Source organism: Streptomyces sp. NPDC044003 (assembly GCF_056435185.1).
The window spans coordinates 185,784-197,509 of record NZ_JBWKFA010000002.1 but is presented as its reverse complement, the minus strand read 5'-3'; the positions used below and the strand labels follow the sequence as shown (position 1 = coordinate 197,509).

Genomic DNA, 11,726 nt, shown 5'->3' with positions numbered 1-11,726 from the left:
GGGCAAGCCCGGACAGCAGCTCAGTGGCAGCCGTCGGCCGCCTCGATGAGGCGGGCCGCCTCGCCGAGCGCCTCGCGCAGGACGACGGGGTCGGTGACGGGATCGGTGTCGCCGGGGGGCAGCAGCCAGCCGGCCGGCCGGGGCGCGTCGCCCGCCGGTTCGGGGAGCTCCGGCAGCTCGGGGAGGCGCAGGCCCCGGCCCGAGGTCCTCGTACAGGCGCTGCCCGGCATGTCCCAGGCGGCGGCGGTGCCCGGCGGCACCAGGAAGCCGAGGGTGTCGCAGGTGCCGTCGTGGACGACGGGGCCGACGGCGGGGGCGGCGGCGCGGCGCAGGATGTCGACGGCCTCCAGGCCCTGGCGGACCGGGACGGTCACCAGGTCCCAGGGTCCGGCGGCGGGCCTGGGCCCGTCGGCCTCCGGGGCGGGTGTGGGGCGCACGGCCTCCGGGGTGGGCACGTGCCGCGTGGCCGACTGCGAACCGATCTCCGACATGGGGACCCCTCCTCGCTCCAGAGGAGACACGTTCCGTCTCTCCCTTACGGTTCAACGCCCGTGCGCGTCAACGGCTACGGCGGGATGCAGCCGCAAAGGATGGCAGTTCATGGCAGATCACAGGCGAGATATCCGATTTGTAGCCAAACTCAGCGTACGCATCCGGTCACAGCAGGTACGTTCATGCCCGCCGGACACCCGGCAGCACCAGGAGAGGGCTCGGCCATGGCGATGTCACGGGCAGTTCCCAATCTCGCCTTCCGTCGGCTCCGCGGACAGCATTCGCCGGCGGAGTTCGCCGCGGCGGTCCGCCGGGCGGCACGGGAGATCGGCGAACAGGTCGCGTGCGACGCCCGCTACATCGGGCGCGTGGAGGCGGGCGAGATCCGCTGCCCCAACTACGCGTACGAACGGGTCTTCCTGCACATGTTCCCCGGTCTGGGCCTCTCCGACCTGGGGTTCTCCGCGCGGGAGACGGTGCGTGGCCGGCGGCAGGCCGTCCCGGCCGGGGCAGCGCCTCCCGCCGCCATCACCACCCGGAACGATGAGGAGAGCGACGTGCTGCGTCGCGCATTCATGACGAGCGGCTCCGCCACCCTGGCGGCCGCCTCGCTGGGACTCGGCGGCCCCACCGTCGCGATCCCCTCCCCCCGCGGCACCCACCGGATCGGCGAGTCCGAGGTGCGGGCCGTCGAGGACGCCGTACGGCGGATCCGGCTGCTGGACGACCGGCACGGCGCCGACGGGCTCTACAAGGTGGCCGCCCAGCCGCTCCGTACCGCGTACGCGCTCCTCGACACCGGCACCATGACCCGCCGCTCCACCGAGGACCGGCTGCACGCGGGCGCGGGCGAGCTCTCCCTCTCCGTCGGCTGGCTGGCCCACGACTCGGGGAGGCACGAGGACGCCCGCTCGCACTACGCGGAGGCGCTGGCCACCGCGCGCGTGGCGGGGAACGCGGCCCTGGAGGCGCACGCCTTCTGCAACACCTCGTTCCTGGCCCGCGACACCGGACGCCACCGCGAGGCGGTGCGGGCGGCGCAGGCCGGGCTGCGGGCCGCGCAGCCGCTGGACTCGGCCCGGCTGCTCTCGCTGCTCTCGCTGCGGGAGGCCGGCGCATGGGCGAGCCTCGGCGACCGGTCCGCCTGCGAGCAGGCCCTCGGCCGCGCGCACGGCTGGTTCGACCGGGGCCCGGCCGAGGGCGACCCCGAGTGGATGTCCTTCTTCGGCGAGCCGGAGCGGGAGGCCCTGGAGGCCGGGTGCTGGGCGGCGCTCGGCGACTGGGGCCGCGCGGCCCGGCACGCCCAGCGGGCGGCGGTCCTGCAGAACCCGCACTTCGCCCGGAACCTCGCCCTCTACCGGGCCCACCTCGCCAAGGCCCTGGCCCACGCGGGCCGCCCGGACGAGGCGGCGGCGGAGGCGCGTCGCGTCGCGGACTCCCTCGACGGCATCGCCTCGGCCCGCATCCGCGACCTGCTCTCGGAGACGAGCCGGGTACTGGCCGCCACACGCTGACCGGGGCCTGGGCCCGCGAGCCCGGCATGATCCGAAGGACGGGCCCTAGGCCTCCAGGTGCCCCGTGTCGTTCCAGCGTTCGATCGCCGGGGCGCCGTACGCCCAGCCGAGGACCGAGAGGCTCGTCGGGTCGAGGCGGATGCGGGAGGCGAAGGAGACGTCCTCGCCGAGCCAGCGCGCGCCGATCGACCGCAGGATGTGGCCGTGGGCGAAGATCAGCACGTCACGGTCGGCGGAGCGGGCCCACTCGACGATCTCGTCGGCCCGGTCCGACAGCTGGGCGAGGGTCTCGCCCTCGGGGACGCCGTCGCGCCAGATGAGCCAGCCCGGCTGGATCTTCTGGATCTCGGGCGGCGTGAGCCCCTCGTACGCCCCGTAGTCCCACTCCATCAGCGCGTCCCAGGGCTCGGCCCGGTCCCCGAAGCCGGCGAGCTCGCAGGTCTCGCTCGCCCGGACCAGCGGGCTGGTGCGCACCTCCACCCCGGGCAGTCCCTGCCAGGGACCCCGGTGCAGGCGCTCGCCGAGCAGCTTCGCGCCGCGCCGCCCCTCGTCGAGCAGCGGTATGTCGGTCCTGCCGGTGTGCCGGCCGAGAAGTGACCACTCGGTCTGGCCGTGCCGGGCGAGCAGGATGCGCGGTGCCATGAGAAGGACGCTCCAGGGGTTCACGGGTGCGGACGTACTTCTCCCATCATCGCCGACGTCAACTTCTCGGCCCGGACGGACCGAGCCTGTCGGCTCGCTCGTGCGGGGCCGTGATGGCAAGTGGAGCGCGGCCGGCTGTCGCGTGGTCCCCTGCGTCCGGAATCAGCGTGTGCTGGTTCTGGGGCGGTTGACCGCGCCCCGCTTCCACACAGCATCGCCGCGGTGGGCGATGTTGCGGGAGCCGTTGTGGTCCGCGTGCAGGACGGTCCCGCAGGACCGGCAGACGAACCGTGCTTGAGTCACCCTGTTCGTTCGGTGGGTGTGCCGGCACTCCGAGCACTGCCGGGAGGTGTTGCGCGGGTCCACGAAGACCACGGGCACCCCCGCCCGGCGTGCTTTGTACTCGACGAAGGCGCCGAGCTGGGCGAACGCCCAGGAGTGCAGTCGTGTCCGCTGGTCCTTCTTGGTCGTAACCCTCTGCCGGATGCCCGAGAGGTCTTCCAGGGCGATCCCGCGCAAGGCGCGTTCAGCGGTGGTCACGAGCTGTTTGGCGATGATGTGGTTGACGTTCGCGGCGTGCCGCGCCTCACGGCGCCGGAGACGCTTCAGTGCCCGCTTCGCGGACTTGGTGCGCTTCTTCTGCAGCTTCTGCCGCAGATCACGGTGCCGCCGCCGGTATCGGTTCAGCCTGCGGCCGGCCATGATCTCGCCGTCCGAGGTGGTGGCGATGTTGACGATGCCCAGGTCCACGCCGAGGAAGCCGTCCGGCTCGAACGCCTCGGGCTCGGGCAGGTCGACGGTGGCGATCAGGAAGAACATGCCGTCCCGCATCACCAGGTCGGATTCGCCTTTGCGGGAGGCGAGCAGCCCCATGGCCTGGTCGGAGCAGGCGAACGGGATGTGCTTGATGCGCCCGGCCACGGTCCAGATCGACACCGTACGGGCGCCGAGGTTCCACGTCAGGATGCGGTCGTCGAACGGCTGCGCCGCGTCCTCACGGAAGACGATCGGCTTCGACTCCGCCCGAAGACAGCGCTTCGAGCCCTCCCGGCCGAGGTTCCCGGCCCTGGTGTTCGCCTTCAAAGTGGCGTAGGCGTCGCAGACCTTCTTCACGACCCGCACGGCAGGCTGGGCCCCGAGGCCGTAGTCCGCCTTGAGAGCGAAGTACACCTCCTTCTGCAGCACATTCCGCCGCTTGAGGTCCTTGGCGAACGCCACCTCGGAAGCGTGGTTCGCGGCCCGGTTGCAGGCACGCAGGGTCGCCGCCAGCGCGTCCGCGTCATACGCGGACACGGGCAGCAATTTCACCTGCGCGATAATCTTCACGTAGGAAACTCTACGGAGAGTGACTGCCGGTAACTGGTCACCCTCTAGGGTGATTCGAAGCGAGCCCTGCCCCCGCGCGGCTCCACCCCAGGGAGCCGACTCCGATCGGGGCCGAAGCCCTGGGCTTCCTCGGGGGAACACTGGTGAATTCGGGGTGGCCTCCGGGCAACCCCCCGGGGCCGTCCGGCGTCCCTCCCCCGGGGCGATCACCGACGGGGGGACCGAATTCATGCGCAGGCCACGCTGGTGGGCGGAGCTGTCCCTGATCGCCGTCGTGTACGCGGCGTACTCGGGCGGGCGGCTCCTGGTGAGGGGCGACGAGGCCTCGGCCGTGGAGCACGGGCTGGCGATCCTGCGGCTGGAGGAGAGCCTCGGGATCGACGCCGAGCACGCTCTGAACCCGCTGTTCACGGACGTCCCCGCGCTCGGGATCCCGGCGGACTTCGCGTACGCCTCGCTGCACTACCTGGTGACCCCGGCGGTCCTGATCTGGCTCTTCCGCCGCCGCCCCGCCCAGTACCGGGCCGCCCGGACCTGGCTGATGGTCTCCACGCTCCTCGGGCTCGTCGGCTTCACGCTCCTTCCGACCTGCCCGCCCCGGCTGCTCGACGCGGCCCACGGCTTCACGGACACGATGGCGCACTTCAGCGCGTACGGCTGGTGGGGCGGTGAGGCCAGCGCGCCGCGCGGGCTCGGCGGGATGACGAACCAGTACGCGGCGATGCCCAGCCTGCACGTCGGCTGGGCGCTGTGGTGCGGGGTGATGCTGTGGCGGTACGGGCGCACGCCGCTCCTGAAGGCCCTCGGGGTGGCGTATCCGCTGGTCACCGCGCTGGTCGTGATGGGCACCGCCAATCACTATCTGCTCGACGCGGTCGCCGGGGCGGCGGTGATGGGCGCCGGGCTGCTCCTCGCCCCGTACGTGCTGCGGCTCGCCGACCGGATCCGCGGAAGGGCGGAAGCACCCTCGGTTGTCAGTGGCGGATGCGAGACTTCCACGGGTGAGCGCATCCCTGGACAGCGGTCTGTCCGCACCACCGCAGACGACAAGCCGAAAGCTGCTCGCTGAGCTGCGCGGACCGGCGGTCGCACCGCGTCCGCTGGACGCCCGGGCCCTCGCGGCGCTCGCCGCCAACCCCGGCTGCAAGCGGCGGGCCATCCTCGACGGTGCCGGGGTCGACAAGTCGGCGCTCGCCGCGAAGCTCGGCTCGCCCGCGCCGTTCGGGCAGTCGCAGTTCGCGATAGTCCGGGGCAACTCCTTCGAGGCGAAGGTCAAGGCGGACGGCGGCCGTGAGCTGCTGCGGCTGATCGGCGTCGAGGAGCCGGGCGAGGTGTCCGTGCCGGACCTCGCGGCGGCCGGGCCCGAGGGCCGGGTGGCGCGCACCGCGCTCGCGCTGCGGGAGGCGACCGAGGCGGGGGCGTGGGCGCTGCTCGACCATCCGCTGCTCGCCCTGGAGGTCGCAGGATCCCCCGTCTATCTGGAGCCGGACGCGGTGGTCGTGCACCCCGACGGCGGGTGGACGGTGGTGGAGATCAAGTCGTTCCCGATGATCGACGGCTCGGCCGACGCGTCGAAGGTGGGCGCCGCGGCCCGCCAGGCCGCCGTGTACGTGCTCGCCCTGGAGCGGGTCGCGGCGCGTACGGAGGGGGCGCGGGTCGCGCAGTCGGTGCTCCTCGTCTGTCCGAAGGACTTCTCGAACGTGCCGGCGGCCTCGGTGGTCGACGTGCGCAAGCAGCGGTCGGTGACCCGGCGGCAGCTGGCCCGGCTGACCCGGATCGACGAGATCGCGCGGGCGCTGCCGGAGGGCATCAGCTTCGACGTGGTGGAGCGGACGGCGGAGCAGCTGACGGCGGCCGTGGAGTGCGTGCCCCATCAGTACGCGCCGGAGTGCCTGGCCGCCTGCGAGCTGGCCTTCCACTGCCGGTCGCGCTCCCGGGAGGCGGGCGCGGTGGAGACCCTGGGCCGTTCGGTACGGGGTGAGCTGGGCGGCCTGACGACGGTCGGCGCGGTCCTGGCGGCGGCGCGCGGCGAGGAGGGCGACCCGGAGGACCCGGCGGTGGCGGCGCTGCGCCGGGCGCGGGCGCTGCGCGAGGAGGCCCTGGCGGGGGTGGCGGCATGTCGCTGATCTCCACGCTCGCCCGGATGGAGGCCGTCGAGTCGGGCCGGGCGCAGCCGCTCGCGACCGTCCGGCACCGGCGTCTGTCGGAGCGGCCGCTCGTGTTCGTGCCGCTGACGACCGCCGGTGAGGCGGGCGCCCCGCTGGGCGCCCTCGTCGGCACCGACCCCGAGGAGCCCCGGCTCCTGGTGGTGTCGCAGCCCCGGGACCGTGACCTGCGCTTCGCGTTCCTCGCCGACCTGGCCGAGGAGGTCCTGCCGTACGTCGACTCGTTCACGGACGTCGTCGAGGCGGCCGAGAAGAGCGAGGTCGACGCCGAGACCGGCAAGAAGGTGAAGGTCGAGGTCGAGCTGTGCGCGGACGCGCCCCAGCTGATCGTGCCGAGCCGGGCGGGCATCGAGTACGTACGGCTGCTCGGGCGGTCCACGCGGTTCCGGCGGACGGCCGAGCAGGACCCGGAGACGCCGTTCCCGGCCCCGCCGCGGGTGCCGCTGCTCGGGCGCTGGCTGACGCACTTCGGCGAGCGGGCCCGGGTGCCCGGCTCCTCGCTGCTCCTCGCCGCGACCGACCTCCTCAACCGGCACTGGGCGACCGGCCAGTCGTCCCTGGAGGACCAGCACCTGGGCGCGCTGCTCGCCTGGATCGACCCGTGCGACGGCGAGCCGGGTCCGGAGGGGGCGCTGCGGGCCGAGGCCGGCCGGGACCCCCAGGGGCAGCTGCTCTGCCCGCCGGCCGGTCCTGCCACGGACCCGGCCTTCGACAACAGGCTTCTGGCGCCCGCGATCGAGCGGTACGACCGGGCCCGGCAGGCGCTCGGCGCGGCCGAGGACGGGGAGAGCGCCGACACGGGCCTCGGCGAGCTGCACGCGGCCGAGCGGGAGCTGCGCCGGCTGGTCGCCTCGCAGCTGAAGCCGACCTGGGACGCGGTCTGGCAGGCGATCGGGCTGCTGCGAGAGCTGCCGGAGGGCGCCAGGGTCGAGGACCGCTGGACCCGGGACCGCTGGTCCTTCACCGGCCACCGCGACCGGGTCGCGGCCGGCGAGCCGCCGCAGCCGCGCCGGGACGACGCCGTGACGGCGGCGCAGAAGCTGGCCGCCCGCGAGCAGGCGCAGGGCCAGCTGGAGGCGCAGGAGGCCCTCGACGACCCGCTGGTCCTGGCGGGGCGGCGGCTCGCGGGCGAGGCGTTCACGGCCGAGGTGGTCGAGGTGACGATGGCGTGGACGGAGTCGAAGCGGCCCGCGCCGCGCCCGCTCGTCACGGTCCGCACGGACGACCGTCCGCACCTGGGCGAGAAGGTGAAGGTGTACCGCTCGCTGGACGGCAAGCCGCAGACGGCCGAGTTCGTGCGGTACGAGGAGGACGGCTCGCTGCTCCTGCGGATCCTGGACCGGATGGGACGCTCCAAGGAGCCCGCGGAGGGCTCGGTGCCGGAGAAGGGCGAGCGGATCGCCTGGACGCTGTTCGAGCACGACCAGCGGGTGGGGCCGAAGCTGCCGGATCCGGAGGAGACGCCCTGGACGCACGGCGGCCCGCCGCGTACGGACGCCGTGGAACTGCCCGACGCCGTGACCCCCGAGGACGTGCTGTGACCCCGACCGCGTTCGGCCCCTCCGTGAGCGACGCCCCCGTGTTCGACCCGTCCGCCGAGGCCGCCCGCGCGACGTCCGCCATCCTCGCGGACACCCTGCACGGCAGCGCGCGCGGCGTCGTCGTGGACTCCCCGCCCGGCGCCGGGAAGTCGACGCTCGTGGTGCGGGCCGCCCTCGAACTGGCCGCCGCCGGCCGGCCCCTGATGGTGGTCGCCCAGACGAACGCGCAGGTGGACGATCTGGTGCTGCGGCTCGCGGAGAAGGAGCCGGACCTGGAGGTCGGCCGGCTGCACTCGAACGACTCCGACCCGTACGACAAGGCGCTCGACGACCTGGCCAACGTACGGAAGTCGGCGAAGGCGGGCGAGCTGGCCGGGCTGCCGGTCGTGCTGTCCACGGCCGCCAAGTGGGGGCACGTGAAGAACGTCGAGCCGTGGGCCCACGCGATCGTCGACGAGGCGTACCAGATGCGCTCGGACGCGCTGCTCGCGGTGGCGGGCCTCTTCGAGCGGGCGCTGTTCGTGGGCGACCCCGGGCAGCTCGACCCCTTCTCGGTGGTGGGCGCGGACCAGTGGGCGGGGCTCTCGTACGACCCGTCGGCGAGCGCCGTGTCCACGCTGCTGGCGCACAATCCGGAGCTGCCGCAGCACCGGCTGCCGGTCTCCTGGCGGCTGCCCGCCTCGGCGGCGCCGCTGGTGTCGGACGCGTTCTACCCGTACACGCCGTTCCGCAGCGGCACCGGGCACGGGGACCGGAAGCTGTCCTTCGGGGTGGCCTCGGACGGTTCGGGGACCGACCGGGTCCTCGACGAGGCGGCCGAGTCCGGCTGGGGCCTGCTCGAACTCCCGGCCCGGCACACCCCGCGCACCGACCCGGAGGCGGTCGGGGCGATCGCCCTGGTCGTGCGCCGACTCCTGGACCGGGGCGGCGCGGCGGTCTCGGAGCGCTCGGAGACCCCGGTCCCGCTCACCCCGGACCGGGTCGCCGTCGGCACCGCCCACCGCGACCAGGCGGCGGCGGTCCGGGCGGCGCTCGCGGGCCTCGGGGTGACGGGCGTGACGGTGGACACCGCGAACCGGCTCCAGGGTCGCGAGTACGACGTGACGGTCGTCCTGCACCCGCTGTCGGGGCGCCCGGACGCGACCGCCTTCCACCTGGAGACGGGCCGGCTGTGCGTGCTGGCCTCCCGGCACCGGCACGCGTGCATCGTGGTGTGCCGGGCGGGTGTGGCGGAGCTCCTCGACGAGCACCCGTCGACGGATCCGGTGCGGCTGGGGGTCGCGGTGTCGTTCCCCGACGGCTGGGAGGCGAACCACGCGGTCCTCTCCCACCTGGAGGAACACCGGGTGACCTGGACGCCGTGAGCCCCGTGGTCGTCGAAACCGGGGCTCGGGGGACTCCGGGGGCGTACGGGGAGGACTTCGCGCTCTTGCGGGGCGCGGGACAATGGAAGGTGGCCCGGGTTTCCGGGCCGTGCCTGTGCGAGGAGGAGAAGAAAGATGGCGGAACCCGCGGAGCGGAGCACACAGCGGCGGCTTCGGCCGGCACCGCTGATCTTCGAGCCTGCCGAGGCGACCGCCGATCCGGAGCACTTCTTCGACCTGGAGTCGATGGAGGATCCCCGCGAGCTGCTGTCCCGGGCGACGGAGCTGACGCTCGCGTTCCGGGCGGCGACGGACCGGGCGACCGAGTTCCAGGCGATCGCGGCCGCGCAGCTGGCGGATCCGCGCCGGTTCGACCGGCTGACGGCGGCGGACGTCGCCGAGCGGGCGGAGTGGACCGAGGACTACGCCCGGAAGATGATCGAGTTCGGCCGGGACCTGATCCGTACGAACGGCCGCCCGTCGGAGGACTGAGCCGCGTCGGACCGGCCCTCCGTGCGAGGCCGCACGGGTCTGGCTCGGAGACGTACATCTGACCGAAAAAGCCCCCCTGGCATATGCCGAGGGGGCACGATACTCCTCGCCCACCCCTCCTGTCCGGGATTCCGGGAACACTCGGCAATCGAGACGTCACGCCCGGTAGACCTGGCTCCATGACGACCTGGCTGCGCGACGAGACCCCGCACGACATCTTCCGGTTCCTCCGGGAGGGCGACGAGGGACGCCACCAGACGGCCCGGGTGACCGCCGACGGGGCCGCCTGGCTCGCCTCGGCCGCCGGGGGCCGTGACGGCTCCACGCTGACCCGCTGGGAGTCCCGGCCGGCCTCTCCCGCGGCGCTGCCCTGCGGGACGGTCTTCGACGTCGTCAACGTGGACCCGGTCTTCGGGCGCCGGATGCTGGACCGGCTGTGGGAGGAGGGCCCCGGTTCGGGGCCCGTGGCGATGCACCGGGGCCGGATGATGTTGTTCGCCGCACCGGGGACGGCCCAGCGGCTTCCGGCCCTGCTCGACTGGGAGGAGTGGGGGGAGGCGGTCCCCCGGCCGCTCTGTCACGGTCTCGGAGACGCGGTGACCGTGCCGCCGCTCGTGCCGTCCGGCTCCTCCGGACCCCGCTGGCTGGTGGCCCCCGACTCCCGGAGCCCGTGGCTGCCCGGCCCCGAGGTCGTGCTCTGGGCCTGTGTGCGGGCCGTCCGGGCGGCCTCCGCCGCCGACGTGCGGGTATCGATTTTTCCTCCCGCCGATCCGGATGCTAATGTCTACGACGTCAGCAGGCGCCGCTAGCTCAGTTGGTTAGAGCAGCTGACTCTTAATCAGCGGGTCCGGGGTTCGAGTCCCTGGCGGCGCACAGACGGAAGAAGCCCCTCGCGGAAGCGGGGGGCTTCTTCGTGTTCCGGGTCACCCCCTGCCGGGCGGGGTGATCTTCACGGACCAGACGCCGGACTCGGTGCGTTCCAGCACCTCCACGCGGACCCCCGTCCCGGGCACGGTCAGGGTCTCGCCCTCCTCGACGGGGGCGTCCGCGAGCGGCGGGTAGACGGAGCGCTCGGCGCACGCCTCGGTGGCCGGGTGCGCGTCCACGACCTCGACCGGGCCTTCGCCGGAGGCCGCGCCGTTGCGGACCCGGTAGACCAGGACGCCCTCGGTGCAGGTGTCGGCGTCGTTCCCGGCGCTGCTGCGGGCCTCGATCGCGAGGACGCTGTCGGGGCCGGTGCGGACGACGGCGAGCCGGGTGCCGAGGGTGCCGCCGGCCGCCGGCGGGGCGTCGGTCGGCTCCAGGCTGACGAGCCGGGCCCCGGCACCCTGGACGCAGGTCACCTGGGCGCGGGAGAGCCAGCCGAGCTTCCACTTGTGCCAGCCGAAGAGGTCCGGGGAGAGCCCGAACTGGCTGCCCATGACGTCCCAGTCGCCCACGTGGGTGTCCCAGTCGCCCTTGCCGTCCACCGGGCGGTGGTAGAGGTCGGGCAGGTCGAAGACGTGGCCGGTCTCGTGGGCGAGGACGTTGCGGTCGGGCGGGTGCCGCTCGAAGACGGTGACCACGCGTTTGATCTCGGTGCCGTCGACCTCCAGCGGGTGCTCCAGGTTGACGACCTTGGTCGCGTCGGAGTCCACGCCGGGCGCGTCCGGGTCGGCGACCAGGTAGACGATGTCGTACCGGGAGAAGTCGACGTCCTTGTCGGCGGCGGCGATCGCGTCGCGGAGGTAGGCGGCCCGCTTCCCGGCGTCCCAGTCCCGCCGTATGTCGTAGTCGCCCGACTCGTGCGGCATCGGGGTCCACTCGGCCCGGGGGTGCGGACGCAGGCTGAAGCGCCCGTAGGAGGCGCGGTCGAAGAACTCGCTGGTGGCGGGGAAGTGGTCGGCGGCGAGCTGCGCCGGCTCGGTGAGCGGGGCGGAGTCCGGGAAGGACAGGAAGATCATGACCGCGTCGAGGGTCTGGTTCGGGCGCGTGTAGGCGCCGTTCCAGGTGTCGAGGCCGAGCGAGTGGTGGGCGGCGGTACGGGGCAGGGCGCAGGGACTCGCCGAGGACGCGCCGACGGCGGGGCCCGCGACGAGCCCGGTGGCGGCCAGGGCGGCGAGCGAGGTGAAGGCCGCCGCGCCGGCACGCAGCCGTGGGCGTTCCACTCCCCCGGGTGGCTGCTGAGCCCTCACGTGGACCTCCGGATCG

At 73.8% G+C, this 11,726-nt stretch carries 11 protein-coding genes and 1 tRNA gene; 8 read left to right on the top strand and 4 right to left on the bottom strand.

Annotated features, from left to right (window positions below):
- Window positions 1-20 precede the first annotated feature (20 nt).
- Window positions 21-491 (bottom strand): hypothetical protein, encoded by a 471-nt coding sequence (locus AC07AW_RS07575; RefSeq protein WP_478814545.1) that lies wholly within the window; start codon window positions 489-491, stop codon window positions 21-23.
- Window positions 492-716: 225 nt separating this feature from the next.
- Between AC07AW_RS07575 and AC07AW_RS07570 the strand changes: the two genes are divergently transcribed.
- Complete coding sequence (locus AC07AW_RS07570; protein WP_478814544.1) at window positions 717-2,006, top strand: tetratricopeptide repeat protein; 1,290 nt, start codon at window positions 717-719, stop codon at window positions 2,004-2,006.
- Between the two features lie 45 nt (window positions 2,007-2,051).
- Here the strand turns inward: AC07AW_RS07570 and AC07AW_RS07565 are convergent, their stop codons facing one another.
- On the bottom strand, window positions 2,052-2,648 hold the full coding sequence (locus tag AC07AW_RS07565; RefSeq protein WP_478814543.1) for a histidine phosphatase family protein: 597 nt from the start codon (window positions 2,646-2,648) through the stop codon (window positions 2,052-2,054).
- A gap of 162 nt (window positions 2,649-2,810) precedes the next feature.
- Window positions 2,811-3,974 (bottom strand): RNA-guided endonuclease InsQ/TnpB family protein, encoded by a 1,164-nt coding sequence (locus AC07AW_RS07560; protein WP_478814542.1) that lies wholly within the window; start codon window positions 3,972-3,974, stop codon window positions 2,811-2,813.
- Between the two features lie 229 nt (window positions 3,975-4,203).
- On the opposite strand from AC07AW_RS07560, the gene AC07AW_RS07555 reads away from it, so the two are divergent.
- The 7 genes from AC07AW_RS07555 to AC07AW_RS07525 all read left to right on the top strand — a co-directional run bounded on the left by AC07AW_RS07555 (window position 4,204) and on the right by AC07AW_RS07525 (window position 10,409).
- On the top strand, window positions 4,204-5,043 hold the full coding sequence (locus AC07AW_RS07555) for a phosphatase PAP2 family protein (protein ID WP_478814541.1): 840 nt from the start codon (window positions 4,204-4,206) through the stop codon (window positions 5,041-5,043).
- Window positions 4,976-6,100 (top strand): hypothetical protein, encoded by a 1,125-nt coding sequence (locus AC07AW_RS07550; protein ID WP_478814540.1) that lies wholly within the window; start codon window positions 4,976-4,978, stop codon window positions 6,098-6,100. Before AC07AW_RS07555 ends, AC07AW_RS07550 begins: the two co-directional genes overlap by 68 nt.
- A complete protein-coding gene (locus tag AC07AW_RS07545; RefSeq protein WP_478814539.1) occupies window positions 6,091-7,680 on the top strand; it encodes a hypothetical protein in 1,590 nt (529 codons plus the stop codon). Before AC07AW_RS07550 ends, AC07AW_RS07545 begins: the two co-directional genes overlap by 10 nt.
- Entirely contained in the window at window positions 7,677-9,044 is a 1,368-nt protein-coding gene (locus AC07AW_RS07540) for an AAA family ATPase (RefSeq protein WP_478814538.1), read from the top strand. Before AC07AW_RS07545 ends, AC07AW_RS07540 begins: the two co-directional genes overlap by 4 nt.
- Window positions 9,045-9,179: 135 nt before the next feature.
- The gene (locus AC07AW_RS07535) at window positions 9,180-9,536 is read left to right on the top strand and encodes a hypothetical protein (RefSeq protein WP_478814537.1); all 357 of its coding nucleotides are present in this window, start codon (window positions 9,180-9,182) and stop codon (window positions 9,534-9,536) included.
- A gap of 179 nt (window positions 9,537-9,715) precedes the next feature.
- Window positions 9,716-10,345: a hypothetical protein gene (locus tag AC07AW_RS07530; RefSeq protein WP_478814536.1), complete on the top strand. Its 630-nt coding sequence runs from the start codon at window positions 9,716-9,718 to the stop codon at window positions 10,343-10,345.
- Window positions 10,336-10,409: transfer RNA gene (locus AC07AW_RS07525), tRNA-Lys, on the top strand. The genes AC07AW_RS07530 and AC07AW_RS07525 overlap by 10 nt, the downstream gene beginning before the upstream one ends.
- A 50-nt stretch (window positions 10,410-10,459) precedes the next feature.
- On the opposite strand, the gene AC07AW_RS07520 is transcribed toward AC07AW_RS07525, so the two are convergent.
- The gene (locus AC07AW_RS07520; RefSeq protein WP_478814535.1) at window positions 10,460-11,710 is read right to left on the bottom strand and encodes a M6 family metalloprotease domain-containing protein; all 1,251 of its coding nucleotides are present in this window, start codon (window positions 11,708-11,710) and stop codon (window positions 10,460-10,462) included.
- Between the last annotated feature and the right edge of the window lie 16 nt (window positions 11,711-11,726).

Excerpts from the sequence above, each read along its gene's own strand:
- AC07AW_RS07570 (WP_478814544.1), top strand. The coding sequence starts at position 717 with ATGGCGATGTCACGGGCAGTTCCCAATCTCGCCTTCCGTCGGCTCCGC.
- AC07AW_RS07555 (WP_478814541.1), top strand. The coding sequence starts at position 4,204 with ATGCGCAGGCCACGCTGGTGGGCGGAGCTGTCCCTGATCGCCGTCGTG.
- AC07AW_RS07545 (WP_478814539.1), top strand. The coding sequence starts at position 6,091 with ATGTCGCTGATCTCCACGCTCGCCCGGATGGAGGCCGTCGAGTCGGGC.
- AC07AW_RS07565 (WP_478814543.1), bottom strand. The coding sequence starts at position 2,648 with ATGGCACCGCGCATCCTGCTCGCCCGGCACGGCCAGACCGAGTGGTCA.
- AC07AW_RS07535 (WP_478814537.1), top strand. The coding sequence starts at position 9,180 with ATGGCGGAACCCGCGGAGCGGAGCACACAGCGGCGGCTTCGGCCGGCA.
- AC07AW_RS07575 (WP_478814545.1), bottom strand. The coding sequence starts at position 491 with ATGTCGGAGATCGGTTCGCAGTCGGCCACGCGGCACGTGCCCACCCCG.
- AC07AW_RS07530 (WP_478814536.1), top strand. The coding sequence starts at position 9,716 with ATGACGACCTGGCTGCGCGACGAGACCCCGCACGACATCTTCCGGTTC.